Genomic DNA, 16,702 nt, shown 5'->3' on the forward strand with positions numbered 1-16,702 from the left:
AACCTTGTCCCGCGATCCGGACCGTTGGAGTAACCTTGGCGCGACATGAGGTATGCCCTGGCCTTTTCCATGGTGTTCGTCGCGGCGTCGGCGGGTTGCAAGTCGGGCTGTGCGTCCTCGCGCTCGGCGGTCGACACGGTTGTGGATGCAACGACGATGCAGGTGGACGCGGTGGATGCTGGGCCGCCCGAGGCACCGGTGAATCTTCTCTACCGAACACCGGCGGTGGTGGCGGTTTCGTCGAAGGTGAACAACCCCCGAGATTTCCCGGAGCATCTCATCGACGGGAAACCGTCCACCGCGTGGAACGGAAAAACGGGGGATCTCGTGGGCGGTTGGATAGCCTTTCGCGTGCCGTCCGACGCGCAGGTGATGGCCATCACGATGACCGCGGGCTTCGACGCCAAAAGTGCCAAGGGCGAAGACCTATTCAAGGCGAATCATCGCATCAAGAAGGTGCGCGTGTGGCGTGATGGGGTGGCAGGCAGCGAGGTAGCACTCGATATCGAGAAACGGGCGCCGCAACGCATCGCCGTGAATGCCGCCGGCGGCGAATACCGCATCGAGATCGTCGACGTCGTTCCCGGGACGAAAAAGGAATGGCGCGAACTCGTCGTATCGGAGTTTGCCGTATGGGGCCGCCCCGGCGCCACGCAGCTCGAACGCGCCGAGGCGCCTGCCGTGCGTGTCGGCAGCCTGGACGCACCCGCAAAGGCAAGCACGCCGCATGCGATAGCGGACAAAGGCATCGATGGCCCTTACGAGTCGCTTCCCGCCTTCTGCAAAGCGCACACGGAAAGCGCCACCGAGATGTTCAAGAACGGCGCCGACGAGTATCCAGGATTCATCGACGGCCCCTACTGCGTTGTTGACGCGCCCCTCGTACAAGGCGCAATTCCATCTCCGTTCTCCGAGGTGGGCACGGTTCGCGTTACATCCTGGAACACGAAAGAGCGCGTCGTCTGGCTAAAGACGCCCACCGGAGTCTTCGTCACGGCGGTTGCCTTGTCGAGAGAGGACCTTCGCAGCCCCGGTTGCGCAGGGGGCTGCTCCCAGGAAATGAAAGACGCCCAATTCGTGACGACCGCCAAGGGCCCGGCGTTGGTCGTGAAGTATTTCGAACACTGCTTCGACAATCCCTGGCCCAGCTCCGACCCCGACGGCGCAATCGAGGGCGCGAGCCGCTACTCGGAAAACGCGGCAGTCTGCTACATCGACAGCACCGGCGCCCCATCGTGCAAAGTGTTCGAAATCGCCACCGCCGCCACCGCGTACCGCGCCTTCGAAGATCGATTCGCCGCCGTGAAGTGGGACAAGCGGGCGAAAGAGAGCATTACGGCCGATGGCGAATTGACGTTCGATGCGCCGGAGTGAGGCAGTATCGCTACTTCCAGGTCCGCATATGATTCTTCACCTCTTTGGCGCGGAAAGCCGCCTCGAGATCCACCTCGAATCGATTCGCGATGCTGCATAGGTAAATGAGAACATCGGCAAGCTCTTCACCGATCGGCGTCGTGGTCGCCGTCTCATCGACCCCCATGTTGGTGGCATTACGCACAGCCTTGAAGAGCTCCCCGATCTCTTCACCGAGCAAGAGACATTTCTCCACCGCAGATTGATTGGCAAAGCCGCGCTCCTGTTCGAGCAAAGTGACATATGCCTGGTAGTCCGCGAGTGTGGGGCGATCTTTGAGGGTTGGCATTGGGGGGCAATGTATCATCGTCTCACCGCCGCGTTCATGCCAATCGGACACATCGTTGAGCCTCGGACAAGGACGACATCGCGACGCCAGAATTGGTTGATTGCTTTCGGAAGGCGTAACGACGCCGACGTTCTCGCGCTTCACTTGGCTGGCGATAGCCCAACGCATTCCGTCAGATACTCCTGAACGAAATCACGTTCCTTCGAGTCATTGAAATACCCTCGTGTGTATATTTGAAAATAGACAGTCTCCACGTATAAGACCGACCCATCCTTGCGTTCAAGCCAGCTTACACATTTGTCGTTGAACCAATATCCTTCGAATCCGAGATCTTGTGCCGCATTTGTTATCTGAGCCATATGGGTGCTTCGATTGCGATCAAATTCTTCTTCGTCTTCCTCCGGAAATCGCTCTAGCTGCATGGCGAACGGTTGATTCTGCGGTCGCAAGTTCATGATGCTATGGTACAATATGTGTCGAAAACTGGTTGCTAGAAGACGGTCGATGTCGCCCCATATGATCACGTCGGGTTCCTCGGATCCATGTTTCGCGGCCTCGGAATAACGTAGCATCAAGGAACCTTCAACATCGGAAATTCCAGAGATAACGACTCCTGGCGCTACAACGCCGCCCGGTAGCCTTGGGACTATTTCGGAGTAGTACTTGATTAATGGTTTTAGTTCTGTGCGGCATCCGTCTAGGCCGAATCGGAGGTGTCGAGAACTTCCGCCAAATTTGCGTAGATAGCCGACGTATAAAGGGGGTAGGGAGAAACGTGCCATTTGGCTGAACGTCTCAATGTCCTTGTCGGACGCGCCCTCGCGGTCCCGGGCAATCTTCGACCCCGCAACTTGTCGGATTAAGTCGATTGCGTCTTCAATTTCGTCGCTGCACCTTGTTGTGAACATGAACTCATCCGCTTCTTTGCAAACGTTGCTAGGGGGTTGGACGGCCGCTTGCCATATTCGCATACGTTTTTATGTTGTCTTTGTTCTGACAAGTAGCGCATGGCGCCATCAGTGACCTACCGTGACCTGGCGTGCTGAGCCCCATCGAATGGTTATTCTCTCCTGGACCGGACCATATTGTTTGATATGAGTGTGGAGGAGATGGGTTTTCCCCGACGGCCTGAGCTGCTGATGGTTCAGAGCACACTCCGGCAGGGTTGCCGCCCTCTGCTCTCTTTAGCTTTAGGGGTTTAGGCTTAACGTCCTTTTCCGCGGCTCGGTAGGTCTTCTTGTCTCGTGCGTTGGGGTTAGGGTACCGCTTGTTCATGGCATCTACGAGCTGCTGTGCGCGCTCACGGCGTCCCGGATCCGAGCCGGAGACGCCCACCGATACGGTTCCGTCTTCGTGGTGGACGACCGTAATGCTCCGACCCTTCCCGTCTGGGCCGAGAAAGAAGGGCGAGTCTTTGGCCAATTGGTGCAGCATTTTTGCTGCGCGATTCGCGTGCTCGTTGACCTTGTCGCCGCCTCGTCGGATGCCGGGGAAGGCGTCCGGATGTTCCGTGTCTGGAGCCTGGTTGCGGCCCTTTCTCTTTCGCTCGCGTATGGGCTTTCCCGTCAACGGGCAGACGCGGGTGAGGCCCTGGATGTCGACGTCGCGAAGTGGGTTGACGGTGTACTGGTAGACATTCTCGAGCCCGGAGGCGCGCCCTATGGGATCTGGCTCTAAGTAGCGACCGAGTTCCGGTGCGTACGTCCGGAATCGGTTGTACTGAAGACCTATTTCGGCATCGAAATAGTGGCCTGGCCAGCGAATGGGCTGGTGAAAGTCGCGCCCTACTTCGACATGTGCGGCACCGTACGGGGCAATTCGAGCGCGCCACACGTAGGTGCCGTCCATGTCTTGAACCGCTTCGGGGCAACCGAGGTGATTCGCAAAAACGGCGTACGCCTTCCCACTCTTCGGATCGGCGTCGACGCTTTCATAGTCGACGAAAAGAATGGGGGTCAATGCCAGGGCGTTGGCGTAGATGTAAACGCGCAGCGCTCCCGTTGGCAGCACTTCGGCGGCGAGGCGGTTATCTTCCCAGTAGAACGTCGTCGTCGCCCCGGCGGCAGATTTCTCGATTCGCCGATTCAGCGCATCGTATTTTGCCGTCCAGGTTCCGGAATGCACGTACTCGGAGCGCTGTTCACGTCGCTCCAAATTGAAATACTCGACGGCGATGAGTTGATCGCGTGAATCGCGCCGAAACCGGCGGCATCCTCCTGTCCAGGTTTCCAGGGAGACCGCGTGCCGTGCGTCGTGCTGAAATGTCCGGCCGTTCGCTTCTCCGAGAAAATTGCCTGGCCAATAGCTGAGTGTCTTCTCCCCATTCCGCAGCAGGTTGCCAGCCGCATCGTGTGCAAATTTCTGCGACGTTCCGTTGGGAAAATGCTCAACGAGCAAGCGGTGCCCAGCGTCGTGCTCGTAGCGTGTTGGCCCCCGCTCGGAGTCGTGGGAGGCCAGCAAGTTGCGCTCGCCATTGTACTCGTAACGCCGGTCCCACCGCGTCTGCGGATTGTCGGCAGAGTACACGCTCCGGAGCAGGCAATGACCATCGGGATGGTATTGTGCAGTCTCGGAGATGCCGCTCGAGAAGACGCGCTCGAAGACCCCATTTCCGAGATCGCGGACGCGATGCTCGCGTCCCGTCGGATCGGTGATGATCGTGGTCCGGTGGTTCGAGTCTTCGTGGTATCGATACCGGGTAACGAATCGCTCGAGTACGCGTACATCGATGAGATCGTCCCCCAGGAAATGACGATGCACGCCCTTTCCATCGCGTTCATCGAGAATCCGGCGACCCCCGAGATCGTACGCGAGGCTCACGTTTGCGTGCGGTGACTCTGCCTTGACGATCCGGAGGCGCGCATCGTATTCGAATCGCTCGAATCCGCCGTCGGTGAACGCGCGCTCGAGTATCTCGCCCTGAGGGCCGAGCTTCAGGGTGTAGAGCGGGTTTCCTTGGGCATCGCGCTTCGCGACCAGTCGTCCCGCGGGATCATGAACGTAGCTTTCCTTCTCGACCCCGGCTCGCCGGACACCGGTTAGATGAGATACTGCATCCCGACCAAATTCCGTCCGAACTTGCGCTGGGTCTATCGTTGCGGATATTTCTCCGTCCTTGGTTAACTCGAATCGCGTAATGAATCGGTTTGCGTCGCTCGTTTCTACGAGTTGATTCAACGACGCGAACTTGTATTCGGTTCTTCCTCCGTCGAAGTCGAGCGCCCACTGAATGTTCCCGTTTGGGTCGTATCCGTAGCGTCGCGTTCGTCCTTCTTGCTCCTCGCGCAACAGCAGACCCTGAATGTCACGGATTTCGACGAGGCGGCCGCGAGCAGGCTCCGTTGCAAATACTAACGACGAAAAAACGACATCGGGCAAATGCCCCTTGGGCGATGTCGGCTGCGAATCACCGAATACCGGGATTTCCGTGGATTCGGCGGTCCACTTGGCAGGCAATTCAAAATGTTCATCGCTCGGAACGCCAAATTCGTACTCGAGTGGACTGCTCGGTAGATCGGGTTCGTCTGCTGATTCGCGCAGCCAGCGCCCTATGCTATCGCGCTTGCCAACGAGGGACCCATTCTCGTTGTAAAGGTAGTGTATCTCGCGGCCGGCCGCGTCGATTTCGGCAGCTATCTGCCCATCTTCGGGGCGCACGACGAATTCGCGCGCTGCGCCCGTTGGCTCTTCGATTCGGGTAATCGTACCGTTCGTGTCGTAGAAGTACTTCCAGACGCCGCCTGCTTCCGTAACTTCGGTGTATCCTTCGAGTGGATAATACGCAAGGGACGTTGCGAAGAACCCGTCTTCCCCACCGCTTCGAATGCAGCGCCCGTCGTGGTCGAATTCGAAAAAGAACGAATATCCACGACGGTCTACTCGCTGAGCGATTCTCCCAGATACATCGTATACGTAACGGAGATGATGATGGTACGCATCCTCGACGTCGACGAGGTACCCCCGGTCGTAGGTATAGCGCGCCAGATCGAGCGCTTTCGCATCCCTCGCAGGTTGTGCACGTATGCCAATGATCTTCCAGCCATCGTAAACGATGCGAAGGTGATTGCCGGCACAATCCGTAAACCCGACGAGGCTTCCATCGAATGGCGAGTAGTCCACAGCGATGGCTTGCGGGGGGATCCCGATACTCTCGAGCCGAGCGTTGGCGCGGCCGGCCATTCGGAACGTGAGGATGGGCCCCTCCGGCGGTGTAAGCTCGAAGCGGTCGCCGTCTCGGTGGAGCGTGTATCCTCGCTCGGCGAGCTGGTTCGTCTCGCCGAAGAACGGAAACTTGACCTCGGTGCCCGATGGGGCCTCGTAGCGGATGCCGTCGAGGTCGAATACGAGGCGGTGATCGAAGCTATGTCGCCAGCCGGGGCCTAGGCCGCGGTCCTCCGTGCGGCGGCTGTCGTGGTAGCGGCGCCACTCCATGGGCGTCGGGGAGTCGACGATGGCGTCGCGGATGCTGTCGAAGCATGCGCCGGTGACGACGTCGACAGGGTCGCCCACCAGGCGGTGTGCGAGCTCGGGGGACGGAATGCATGTCGCGTTCACCCGCATGTTTCACACTTTGTTTGCGAGTTGGCGGCGTCGCGCTCTTTTTGGGCGCGTCGATTGGCGCGCATTTTTTTGAACTTCTCGAACAAGAGATGCAGTGGGTCGGGGATATTCACCATTGGGAACCCGCCGATTTGCACGGTGGACGAGGTGAGCGCGGTCACGAAGCCCATACCAGGCGGTACGGCGATGTCCTTTCCCATGGCCATGCGTATCGCGGTGGTGGCGAGATCGACGGCGGTTTGTGCCGCATTCATCGCGGCGGAGAGCGATTGGGCGGCGGCCATCGCGGCATCTCCCGCGGCTGCAGATTGGTCGGCGTCGGCCATGTCTGCGGCGGCGCCGGCGATGCCTGCCACCGCGCCGACGGCCATACCCACTTTCGCGAGTGCATTCAATGCGCCGGCACCCGGTGCGCATTCCATGCAGAAGTCCATGACGCGTGCGGCGCGCGCGCCTCCGATGAAGACGTTCGATGATCCCGTTTTTATTTCGAACGCGGGTACGAAGCCGCAGCAGGTGACGGCGATTCCGATGTCGCCGGCGCGCGCAGCGGGCATGCCCTCGATGAGCACGCGGATGCACGTGCCGAGTAGCACGGGGCCGATGCTCGGCAGTGGGATAGGCGCCGGAGCTGGGGGAACGAGACTCGGCGGGTGCAAGTGGCCGTGCGGCGGCCCGACATACAGAGAGCCCATCGTGGCTGCTGGCAAAGCGGGGAACATGGCGGCAATTCCACTCGTCGCCAGGGCGAATCCATCGTTGACGAGTTGCATGGGCAATCCCAGAACGGCGCCCGCCGCACCCGCGACGTCGGCCACCGCGCGAGCCGGATTCGCCGGCGGCGGGGGCTTGGTCGGATCCTGCGGCGGAGCATCGGGGTTCGTTCCCGTCGCATTCTGGATTGGCGTGACCACGGCCATGACGTCGCTCTTGAGCGCGTCGAACCCGGCGTCGGCAAAGGCGCCCATACCGCTCACGGAAGACCTCGCAGTTCATGTTCCACGGCGTGGACGCGATCGGCCATGTAGTGGGATTGATAGAGTTCGCGCAAATGCAGGAGAAGCCGTTTGCGCGTGGCATCTTCTTCCGTGCCCCGCGCAAGGGTGACGCCGTCCTGCCAAGCCTTTTGCGCGGCCCCGGGGTCTCCCATCCGCTGGTGGCAAAAGCCAATGTTCTCGAGGCAGAGAAGCTTGATGTGCACATTGAGAAGCGTCGTGGCCAGTTTCTCTGCCGACGTATAATACTCGAGCGCCTTGCTCCACCATTCGTGGGTGAGATACAAGTTCGCCAGATTCAATGTGATGTTCAGAAGTACGGCGTAACTTTTGGACTCGATGGCCGGTGTCATGGCCATTTCGAAGTGCTGGACGGCCTCGTTGCGAAAGCCGGTGGCGGCGAGCACTTCCCCGATGCCATTGAGCGTGAGCGCGAGCATGGGATCGAGTCGCAGCGTGCCAAAAAAGGTTTGAAGCAGCCGGTACTTCTCCATGGCGGGCACGTAGCGCCGATGGCCATAGTCCACCATGGCATCCATCAAGAGTGCATTCGCACGCTCCGCCAGCGGCAGATTGCGGTCGGCGGTTTCCTCTTTGAGTGACGCCTGCAATGCTGCCACGCTGAGATCGACGTCATGAACCTGGGTGCTCGGATACTGAGCTGGATCCGTCATGGCCTGAGCGTCATACGATGCTGCGAAATCGATACCGGCGCTCTCGCGCGCAATGAGGCGCATATGATGGCACCACGGCGACGCGGGGTCGTATTGGACCAATTCGCGGAGAAAGGCGCGCCACGCGAAAAGGTCGCCGATATGCAACGGGGTGAGTGCGACGACGAGGCGCGAAGTCTCGAGATCATCGATGCGTTTCCGCGCATAGAGAAACAGGATCCGAATGCGCTCGACGGGGTGCGTCTGTCGATCCAAGAGGCGAGGCGGGAGAGGCGGCCACGGGGACTCCCCATCTTCGACGAGCTTGGCGTTGAGCAGCTCCACGCGTTGGTAGAATGTCTTCGCAATGGTGTCGGCATAGGCCGTCGCTTCGTGAAACTCGTCGCCGAAGGTCCAGAATGCGTGCTCGGTGGATTCGTCGACACCCTGCAAAATTTTTGCGACATATGCGCACTGTTCGTCCGGGCAGCGTAGGACCAAGAGAAAGTCATCCCGCTGCTCGATGAACTCGCGCAGGCGCGTTTCGATGGCGCGAAAAAGTCGTTGCATCGTGGCGCCTCAATTGATCTTGACGATGGCGCCTTGAATCTTCGCCTGGCCAATGGCATTGACCTCGACCGAGGCCCCGGCCACCGCCGACTTGCTCGTATCGACGGTCACGCTACTTCCTGCTACGGAGCTGACGATCTTTTTCGACGCCATCAGCTCGATGGTGCCGTCTTGGGCGAGGGAAATGGAAGATCCGCCTACTTGAAGAACGATTTTGTTCTCTGCCAAGGTGATGCTTGCGAAGGTCGTGGAAAGCGTGGCCGATCCGGGCATGAGCAGCAACTGCTCCGCACCGTCACGGTGGACATGCATCATGGCGCCGGCTTTGGAGACGTACGTCGTCGCGACGTCTTCGCTTTTCGATTGTGCTTTCAACGAATCGGCCAGAGTGACCTTGACGTCGCGATTGAGATTGAAAATCTCGTTGCGGTCGCCCGCCTTGACCTCGACTTTGTCGTCGCCGGTTTCGACCGTGTGGGTTCGCCCTGCTTTGACCGTGACGTCTTCACCGGTGTTCACCTTCTCGGTTCGTTTGCCTTCCACCGTATTGGTTTCATCGGCGGCCACCGTCACGGAGTGAGCCGCTCCGACGTTCACCGTGCGTGCGGCACCGACGGAGATGGTTTGATTGGCGCCGACCGTGACCGTCTGATTGGCTCCAATGGTCGACGTTTGATTGGCACCCACCGTCTCGGCGTGGTTGCGGAGCACCACCGTCGTCCGGTCCTTCTGGGCATGCATGAAAAGGTTCTCGCGGCCGGCCGTATTGTCCTGCGTAATCTCGTTGAACCCGGCATTGCCTGGAATGCTCTTGGTCTTCCACGTGCTCTTGGCCACCTGCGCGGGCAGAGGATGCGGCTGCGCCTGCACCGTATTGTAGACGGCACCCATGATGAGTGGCCGATCGATATCGTCGTCGATGAACCCGACGATGACCTCCGACCCGACCTTGTGCGCCTGCCAGAAGCCCTCGTCGGCATGTGCGACGGGTGTCATCATGCGAATCCAGCAAGAGCTCTTCTCATCGAATTTGCCGTCGCGATCCCAGAAGAATTGCACCTTCACGCGACCGCTATCATCGACGAAGGGATCACCATCCTTCGGTCCCACGACGCGCGCACTCTGGATGCGACTCGGTGGTTTGGAGACTCGTGCCGGACGAATGGGGACTTCCGCTGGAACGGCCACGAAGGACGTGAGGCCCAACGATCCGCGAAACCCACCCGCGTCGTGAATGGCACCTTGCACCGAGCCTTCCAGCTCGACGCGGGTCAGTAGAAGGGCGCGATTGAATCCGTCTTCGCGATGTCCGCTCAATGCAAATGTGCTGCCCGCGACGAATCGAACCGAATACGCCGTTCCGGTCATCATGGATGCATCCGAGCGCACCTCATCCAGCCGCTGTTGTGCCAACGGTTTTCCGACACCGTCTTTGTCGACGAATCGGCCTGGGTAGTCTCGCCATTCGCGCTTGTGCGAATTGCCCGTCGTTTCTTTGCCGGCTGTTTCGGCGCGCGCGACGAGGGATTTGCCAGGCTCGAGGAAATTGTAGTCGCGGTGCTCGAAGGCACCAATACGAATTCGCTGCGAGCGCTGAATGCTACGCACGTGCTCGTCGCTGACTGCACCCTGCGTCTCGTTGAACGATATCGAAAGATCAGGCTCGATTTCCTCGTACCCCTTTGGCTCGTTCACGAACACGAGTGAGGTCTTCTGTTCCTCGTGCTTGAAGAAGAAATGCATGCCTTCTTCGCTGGCCAGGCGCGCGATGAACTCGTAATCACTTTCGTCGAATTGGGTGCAATAGGTTCGCTTTTGAGGGACCGGTCGCACGTACCAAAGGCACTCGATTTGTTCGGGCTTGCACAGTTCCTCGATGATCTCGTGCACGGCCTTGTCTTGAAAGATTCGGAACCCACCGCCATATCGCAAATTGGCCATACGCGGCTCGAGGGTGAAGACGACACGCGCCTGACTTTTTCCGATGAACGCACCGTCGGGGCTCACGTCCGTCACGATGCCGTTCACGCGGCGCACGGGCTTTCCGTCACGCTCGATGACGAACGTCGCATCGCGCCCGAGGGCCTCTTCGAGCTGCGGGACGGCTTCGGGATCGGTTCCGACCACGACGGTGTATCGGAAGAGCGTCGATAGCTCCTCGACCGCGCGAAATGAAGCGACCCGCAGCAGATTGGCGTCCAGATCCGTGACCGTGAGTTGGAACGCAAGGTCTTCGTGGATGGTGCCAAAGATGTTCGCGACGTTGCCAGAGTTGGCCATGAGGTAGCATCACCGGAGCGCGGCCGGGGATGCAAAAAATCAGCGCGGATCTTGCTCGGGCGCCGAGGATGCCGATACCCTCGCGCGCGTGCGGTGGGGAATTGACCAATGGCTGATCACCGATGCATTCGGCCGGGAATGGCGGTTCTGGATAGCCAGACCGGATGACCGAGAGACAGCAACGCGCATTTCGCGCTGGGATTTGGCTGAAGAGCCGCTGTTTCATCTCATTCCGCAGGCCTTCTCGGACTGGGGCGCCCGCGACGATGAGACAGCGGCGGATCTGCTCGCCATCTACGATGCGCTCACGGGTTCGCACCTGCACGAGGCGCTCCCCCGGCCGACCGCAGACCATCGTCGCCGCCTACGCCGCTTCGCCCCCGAGCTGAGCCGCGTGCTGTACGCCGCGCTGGAAGCAGGGCTTCTTCGGTTCGAGCGCCACGAGGTGCCGTGGCCGTTTCCGGAAATTGAGGAGAAGCCCGAGGATCGACGGCCTCAGGATGGCGGCGGCGAGAAGGGGGATTGGGTCGAGATCGTGGCCGTCGATGAAGAGGGCGTGCCCGTGTCGGGTGTGCGGTACCGGGTCACTCTTTCGAATGGCGCCGTGCGCGAGGGGATGGTCAATGAGAAGGGGAAAGTGCGGCTCACGGACGTGCCGCCGGGGTCGTGTGAAATCGAGTTTCCGGAGCTGGATGCGAAGTCGTGGTCGAAGTGACCGAGCGTCGCTGGCGTTAATCGGGTAATGCGCTGAGCGCGGCGTACATGTCGCGCAGTACGAGGGGGTAGTAGTGCGCGAGGCCGGTGAGCGGGTAGTTTAGGGTCACGCCGAGTCGGTAGGCGGTCCACACGGCAACGTCGCAGACTTGGGTGTCCACTCGTGGGCAGAAATGACTGTGGCAGTCGTTGATATCCGTCGTGTTGCTGAGCCACGGTAAGAGCGACTTTGCCATGCGCTTATCGTTCAACAAAATAAGCTGTTTGGAGACATTCATGACATTGCGATCCTCCACTCGCGGCCTACCAATGTCCTCGGGAAGTGGACGCAACACCGCTGCAATGCGAGCGGCGAATGTCCTGCGTTCTTCTTCCCCGCCGAATGCAATGGCGGCAAGCTCTCCGTGTTCGCGGGCCCAGTCATCGCTCTTGTTTTCCTTTGCTACGAGCTTGCGGACCGTTTCAAGGCGTGTTGCGTCGGGCCGTTTGAGTAAAATGTCGTACAGCATGGCGTGCATTCCTTGAATACGAGGAAATGCGGCGATGATTGCATCCACCGACGGTAGTTTCTCGTGTTCGAGAAGGCAGTTTACGGCTTCGATTTCAACGTTGTATGTTTCATCGGCTGCCATTTTCAGAAGCACGTCGTTGCTCTCGAGCGTATCGACCTCGCACAAGAAGCCAGCTGCACTCCACCGCGCTTTAGCGCTCATGGTTTTGCTTGCGGCATCGAGCGCTTGCGGAAGATCCCTTGGCGCGTACTTTGCGTTCTTTCTCATGGAATCATCGTTCGCCCGCGCCGCCCGAACGAAGTCGTCCGTGGTGAACGTTGGGGCGCTTGCTACCGTTTCTGCGGATGATGGCGCCGTTACGGGTACCGATGAGTGTACGGCCGAGGGAACGCCGGGCGCCGCGGTCTTTTCGTCGCGTGAGCAAGAAAAGCCGCCCAGGCAAATGAGAACGAGGATCAACGTACCGAAGCGTTGCTGAGTCATGGTAGCAGTGGCGCGAAGGTCTTTGCGGCGGCCGCTTTCCGCAACGTGGTTATCTCAAAACTCGTCTCCAATTTGGGTCGAAGTTTGCTCATGAGAAGTTGCCCGGGCGAGATCATTCCTGGACTGAATTGCCCATAACCAACTTGTCGACTCGCACTCGAACGCTTTTGACCGAGCAAGGGAGGCGCCTCCAGCGACTCCCAAGATGCATGAACGTGCATCAAGCAGCGATCGGCCCAGATATCTTCCTGCTCGAACGGAGTGTCTCTTTTGTTGTAATGTTCCAGGGTCAACATGTGAGCAATTTCGTGGGCGGCCAGGTGCGCGAACGAGCCAATCGTTACCCAATCCTTGTCCTCGTTCTGTAGGGCGGCAACGAGGCCCACTTGGCCGCCAGGGAATGGCAGAGGAGTACGACTGGGATCGGGTGCGAATTTTCTCGCTTTGTCGCGACTTTGTCCGAAGCCTCCGACCCCAACAGCCGCAGCAACGCCCGATGATGCGATGATGTTTACCAGGTATGCATTGAGCTTGTCGGGTACCGGATTCTGACTCATGACGGTCTGGGTTTCCACGTCGTCGTCAGGCGTAAGTCCCTGGATCGTGAGCCTGCCTCTTCGCTCACAATGGTGAACCGTCTCGTGCATCAGTTCTTTCGCGAGCGCGAAGTGGATACCGGCTTGCGCATAGATCTGATTCACAAGAGCGAAGCCTTGTTCGACCCGCTTGGATGTAAGCTTTGGCCCGGCGGGCCAGTCGTTCCTGGGATTGTCGTCGAAAAGATCGACGACATGTGCTTGCACGTTGATGGAAATGAGCTTGTAAACGCGCACCGCCAGTTCCGCGATGATCGGGCCATCCTTCGCGCCGAAGTGCAGCTGCACGACCGTTTCTGCCGCGTCGCCACCGTGTGAAACTCCGTGAATGTACACACAATCACCATGCCGCGTGCCATTGTCGTCGGGCGACAGAGGCGTGCCGTCCTCCGGGAATTCCACCTTGGCAACGGCGGGGTTGACCGCCACGGGGAAAAGCTTGGCCTCCTTCGACAACCGGTCGCGCACCACGCGTACGCGGATGGTTCGCCCGGCGATGACGCCAACTGTGGGACCGCGCGCTGGGCCATTCGTGGTCTTCGTGAACCCATGGTCGTCGATATCCGGCGCGCTCGCATCGGCGAAGCCGGTCACGGCCCGCGCGAAACGCACCGGCACGACGCGGTGAGGGACGGGACTGGCCAGTCCCTGCGGGCCAAGCGGTGCGAGGCGAAAGTCAGCCATGGGACTTCTTTCCCTTCCCTTGAAAGGCCTCGTCGATCGCGTTCAGCGTTTCGTTCGAGAGAAATCCGTTCATGACGAACTCATGATCCGACTGAAAATTCAGTATCGCCTGCTGCGTCCGTGCTCCATCCACTCCGTCGGCCGGCTCGGCATCGCCGATGGGTACGAGCTGATACCCGGTCATGTACCCCAATGCATCGAGCCGCTTCTGCACGCCGGCGAGCGTCTTGATGGACGCAAGCTCGGAATGCAGATGCACCTCGTAGCGCGTCCCCAGAATCTCGATGATGGGCGTCCCCACCCAGAACGCCGCCAAAAGCACGGGGACCTGGCCCGTGGCATCCGTCTTTCCTTGCGCGAGCGGCGGCTCGCCTTCGAGCCCCACGGTGTAATCTGCATTCGCAATGCCCAAGTTTGGGCCCGTCCCCGGTGCCAGTTGAAAGCGCACCGGAATCGTCGTTGGGAGCCTCACCGTGTTGTAGCTCGCCGAGCCAGGCATCGTCCGCATGACCACGATTTCCATCGAATCTTACCCCTCGTATGCGCGCTTCAAGTTGTCCCGTGTCTTCTCGTCCACGACACCCGTTTCGTCTAGCCCCTGGTCGCGTTGAAAATCACGCAACGCCATTGCCAATTGGTCGTTGTCCTCTTTATCCGGCGGCGGGCCCGCCAAATAGCCCAAGTTGGAAAGCCGCCCCTGCACGCCCGAAGTCTCTTCGAGTGGATCGAGATGACCGAGCCGGAGCGGCAATCGAATCACCTCCGCATCGCTGAGGAAGACCTTCAGATCGGCGGTCATCGCGTCCACCGGGATGTCTTCGTCGAGCATGCCATTGCCGTCGGTCGTCTTGGCCGACGTCACGCCCGACACCACGAGTTCGTACTTCGTGTTCTTCAGAACCTTGCCCTCGGGATCGAGCAGCCGGATCCGGAGCTTCACGCGCGGCCGCTTGATCGTGAAGGTGTGCGCAGCGCCCGTGCTCACACTGACGCGTTTCGGTGTGCGTTCCGGGATGGTGACTTCATCGCCTTCGAGCAGCGTATTCGGGTTCGGGCGCTTGCGCCGAAAGTCTTCGCTCTGCGCATCCCAGATGCGTTGCCAATCGGAGAAGCCGTACTTCCACGCGATGCTCGCGATGCATTCACCTTGTCGAACCGTGTGCAGGGCCATCGATGCTCGTCCTCGCGAGGAGGATACGTGAAACTCCCTTGGCAAGAGAAACGGTTCGCTTCAGCTTGTCCGCCGAATGATGTGACTTTTTCACGCAACTCGTGAACACGAGCGGCCGAAGTACGAGTATCTCGAGAGCGGCAACAGACGAACCAACCGGCCAGGGTGTGCGCTTCACGGTCTGGCCCTTCACGAGGAGCCTGGTGCGGCGACGCCCGGAGTTCGATAGCGATGCGAAAGACGACTTTTTCGAGGGCGGGGTGGTGGCAACTGGCTGGCGTGGTGGTCGCGGCCACGGGGGCAACGCTGCTCGTTCCCGCGTGTGGGAGCGACTCGTCGAGCGACAACAACGCGCAACGAGACGCCGGTGGTGACAGGTCGATCTTGCCGACGCCTTCACCTTACATGACGGTCACCATCGACCCACCAAGCGTCCCCGCCGACGCAACATCGGTGGCGACGGTCACCGTCAAGTTCAGGAATCCGGAGAACGGTCAGCCATGGAAGGGGCAGCAAGTGATCCTCACATCGAGTGGCAAAGGCACTCGAATCGTGATCCCCAACAGCGTGACCAACGATGACGGTGTGGTGACCGCGACGATCTCGTCGACGTTTGTCGAGAAAAAGACAATCAAGGCTCAAGTCGGGGACTACTACAACTCTGCGGATATCAATTTTTCGGGCTGCACGTCGGCGCTTTTTGCGCCGCTCGCGCCCGTCGCATTGAATGCGAAGGTTGGCGCCCTGATCGCCTCGGATTTCAATCGCGACGGCAACGCTGATGTCGTGTTCACAGATGACTTGCGGCATCCGTCTGTTTGGCTTGGAAATGGCGACGGAACATTCCGAAACGTTCCGGGAGATGCGCTCGATACTAGGGTCTCTTCGTTTAATACGGGCGATGTGAACAATGACGGAAAAGTCGATATCGTTGTCACGACCAATGAAAGTGGTTCAGCTGGAGTAAGTATTCTGCTGGGCAAAGGTGACGGAACATTCGAGCGTGGTGCAACCTTCTCGACTGGCAATGCATTCTGCAAGAGCGCGCCACAGGACTACAGTGGTGACGGCAAACTGGATCTCGTCGTCTCGGATGAAACAGGCAATCTGAGTGTCCTGCTGGGAAATGGAGACGGGACGTTCCAGTCTGGTATCAATACGGCGATTTCGCAGTCCCCCAACGGTGTTTTGTCAGGCGACTACAATGGGGATGGTAAGCGAGATATTGGGCTGTACACACAGCGCGATCACACGATGAGCATCCTGTTGGGAAATGGAAGCGGTGCCTTTCAGAAAGCTTTTGGATATGATCTAGGAGAAGCGCCGTACCCATCGACCGTCGGGGACTTCAACGGCGATGGGAAATCGGACTTGGCTGTCGGATTTTATGACAATAACCTGAAGGTTCTTCTTGCGACTGGAAACGGTGCGCTCTCGTCTGCTGTCCCGTATTCTGTTGGAACGGGCCCCGTTCCAACGACCGGAGACCTCGATGGTGACGGGAAACCCGATCTGCTTACGGCGAATTCCGAGGAAACCAGCATCAGCTTGCTAATCGGAAATGGGGACGGTACGTTCCAGTCTCAAATTCCGTATGGTAATCTGATTGGGCCAAGTAATCCAAACGTGGGCGACTTCAACGGCGACGGTAAGATTGACTTCGCCGTGACGAACTACCCTGGTGCGCTGAACGTTTTCCTGCGAACAGGGTGCAGTCGCTGAGATCGGGCCAGGCCGGTTGCAATCGTTAGTGCATCGTGCGAGCGGCGTCGACGCCGCTCG

13 protein-coding genes are annotated in these 16,702 nt (G+C 59.4%); 3 read left to right on the forward strand and 10 right to left on the reverse strand.

Annotation, left to right across the window (positions count from 1 at the left end; translation table 11 throughout):
* Nucleotides 1–45 precede the first annotated feature (45 nt).
* A complete protein-coding gene (locus LZC95_00360) occupies nucleotides 46–1,374 on the forward strand; it encodes a hypothetical protein (GenBank protein ID WXA95292.1) in 1,329 nt (442 codons plus the stop codon).
* Between the two features lie 10 nt (nucleotides 1,375–1,384).
* Here the strand turns inward: LZC95_00360 and LZC95_00365 are convergent, their stop codons facing one another.
* From LZC95_00365 to vgrG, 6 genes are all read right to left on the reverse strand, one after another.
* Nucleotides 1,385–1,846 carry a hypothetical protein gene (locus LZC95_00365; protein WXA95293.1) on the reverse strand — a complete coding sequence of 154 codons (462 nt, stop codon included), beginning with the start codon at nucleotides 1,844–1,846 and terminating at the stop codon, nucleotides 1,385–1,387.
* On the reverse strand, nucleotides 1,843–2,157 hold the full coding sequence (locus LZC95_00370; GenBank protein ID WXA95294.1) for a hypothetical protein: 315 nt from the start codon (nucleotides 2,155–2,157) through the stop codon (nucleotides 1,843–1,845). Before LZC95_00370 ends, LZC95_00365 begins: the two co-directional genes overlap by 4 nt.
* A 481-nt stretch (nucleotides 2,158–2,638) precedes the next feature.
* On the reverse strand, nucleotides 2,639–6,262 hold the full coding sequence (locus tag LZC95_00375; protein WXA95295.1) for a DUF6531 domain-containing protein: 3,624 nt from the start codon (nucleotides 6,260–6,262) through the stop codon (nucleotides 2,639–2,641).
* The gene (locus LZC95_00380) at nucleotides 6,253–7,230 is read right to left on the reverse strand and encodes a PAAR domain-containing protein (protein WXB00291.1); all 978 of its coding nucleotides are present in this window, start codon (nucleotides 7,228–7,230) and stop codon (nucleotides 6,253–6,255) included. Before LZC95_00380 ends, LZC95_00375 begins: the two co-directional genes overlap by 10 nt.
* Nucleotides 7,231–7,235: 5 nt before the next feature.
* Entirely contained in the window at nucleotides 7,236–8,480 is a 1,245-nt protein-coding gene (locus tag LZC95_00385; protein ID WXA95296.1) for a hypothetical protein, read from the reverse strand.
* Nucleotides 8,481–8,489: 9 nt separating this feature from the next.
* Entirely contained in the window at nucleotides 8,490–10,760 is a 2,271-nt protein-coding gene (gene vgrG / locus LZC95_00390; GenBank protein WXA95297.1) for a type VI secretion system tip protein VgrG, read from the reverse strand.
* Between the two features lie 202 nt (nucleotides 10,761–10,962).
* On the opposite strand from vgrG, the gene LZC95_00395 reads away from it, so the two are divergent.
* Nucleotides 10,963–11,475: a hypothetical protein gene (locus LZC95_00395; GenBank protein WXA95298.1), complete on the forward strand. Its 513-nt coding sequence runs from the start codon at nucleotides 10,963–10,965 to the stop codon at nucleotides 11,473–11,475.
* A gap of 16 nt (nucleotides 11,476–11,491) precedes the next feature.
* Here LZC95_00395 and LZC95_00400 read toward each other — a convergent pair whose 3' ends face one another.
* The 4 genes from LZC95_00400 to LZC95_00415 all read right to left on the reverse strand — a co-directional run bounded on the left by LZC95_00400 (nucleotide 11,492) and on the right by LZC95_00415 (nucleotide 14,920).
* The gene (locus LZC95_00400; GenBank protein WXA95299.1) at nucleotides 11,492–12,469 is read right to left on the reverse strand and encodes a hypothetical protein; all 978 of its coding nucleotides are present in this window, start codon (nucleotides 12,467–12,469) and stop codon (nucleotides 11,492–11,494) included.
* Entirely contained in the window at nucleotides 12,466–13,659 is a 1,194-nt protein-coding gene (locus LZC95_00405; protein ID WXA95300.1) for a hypothetical protein, read from the reverse strand. The genes LZC95_00400 and LZC95_00405 overlap by 4 nt, the downstream gene beginning before the upstream one ends.
* A gap of 82 nt (nucleotides 13,660–13,741) precedes the next feature.
* The gene (locus LZC95_00410) at nucleotides 13,742–14,257 is read right to left on the reverse strand and encodes a peptidoglycan-binding protein (protein WXA95301.1); all 516 of its coding nucleotides are present in this window, start codon (nucleotides 14,255–14,257) and stop codon (nucleotides 13,742–13,744) included.
* Nucleotides 14,258–14,278: 21 nt separating this feature from the next.
* Nucleotides 14,279–14,920 (reverse strand): peptidoglycan-binding protein, encoded by a 642-nt coding sequence (locus tag LZC95_00415; GenBank protein ID WXA95302.1) that lies wholly within the window; start codon nucleotides 14,918–14,920, stop codon nucleotides 14,279–14,281.
* A 405-nt stretch (nucleotides 14,921–15,325) separates the two neighbouring features.
* On the opposite strand from LZC95_00415, the gene LZC95_00420 reads away from it, so the two are divergent.
* Nucleotides 15,326–16,642, forward strand: coding sequence for an FG-GAP-like repeat-containing protein (locus LZC95_00420; GenBank protein WXA95303.1), 1,317 nt, complete (start codon nucleotides 15,326–15,328; stop codon nucleotides 16,640–16,642).
* Nucleotides 16,643–16,702 lie beyond the last annotated feature (60 nt).

It is taken from the genome of Sorangiineae bacterium MSr12523 (assembly GCA_037157775.1).
In the GTDB taxonomy this organism is placed as follows: domain Bacteria; phylum Myxococcota_A; class Polyangia; order Polyangiales; family Polyangiaceae; genus Pendulispora; species Pendulispora brunnea.

What these genes read in the sequence shown, in the direction of transcription:
- LZC95_00400 (WXA95299.1), bottom strand. Translation starts at nt 12,469, where the DNA reads ATGACTCAGCAACGCTTCGGTACGTTGATCCTCGTTCTCATTTGCCTG.
- LZC95_00385 (WXA95296.1), bottom strand. Translation starts at nt 8,480, where the DNA reads ATGCAACGACTTTTTCGCGCCATCGAAACGCGCCTGCGCGAGTTCATC.
- LZC95_00380 (WXB00291.1), bottom strand. Translation starts at nt 7,230, where the DNA reads ATGGGCGCCTTTGCCGACGCCGGGTTCGACGCGCTCAAGAGCGACGTC.
- vgrG (WXA95297.1), bottom strand. Translation starts at nt 10,760, where the DNA reads ATGGCCAACTCTGGCAACGTCGCGAACATCTTTGGCACCATCCACGAA.
- LZC95_00410 (WXA95301.1), bottom strand. Translation starts at nt 14,257, where the DNA reads ATGCGGACGATGCCTGGCTCGGCGAGCTACAACACGGTGAGGCTCCCA.
- LZC95_00375 (WXA95295.1), bottom strand. Translation starts at nt 6,262, where the DNA reads ATGCGGGTGAACGCGACATGCATTCCGTCCCCCGAGCTCGCACACCGC.
- LZC95_00370 (WXA95294.1), bottom strand. Translation starts at nt 2,157, where the DNA reads ATGAACTTGCGACCGCAGAATCAACCGTTCGCCATGCAGCTAGAGCGA.
- LZC95_00360 (WXA95292.1), top strand. Translation starts at nt 46, where the DNA reads ATGAGGTATGCCCTGGCCTTTTCCATGGTGTTCGTCGCGGCGTCGGCG.
- LZC95_00420 (WXA95303.1), top strand. Translation starts at nt 15,326, where the DNA reads ATGACGGTCACCATCGACCCACCAAGCGTCCCCGCCGACGCAACATCG.
- LZC95_00415 (WXA95302.1), bottom strand. Translation starts at nt 14,920, where the DNA reads ATGGCCCTGCACACGGTTCGACAAGGTGAATGCATCGCGAGCATCGCG.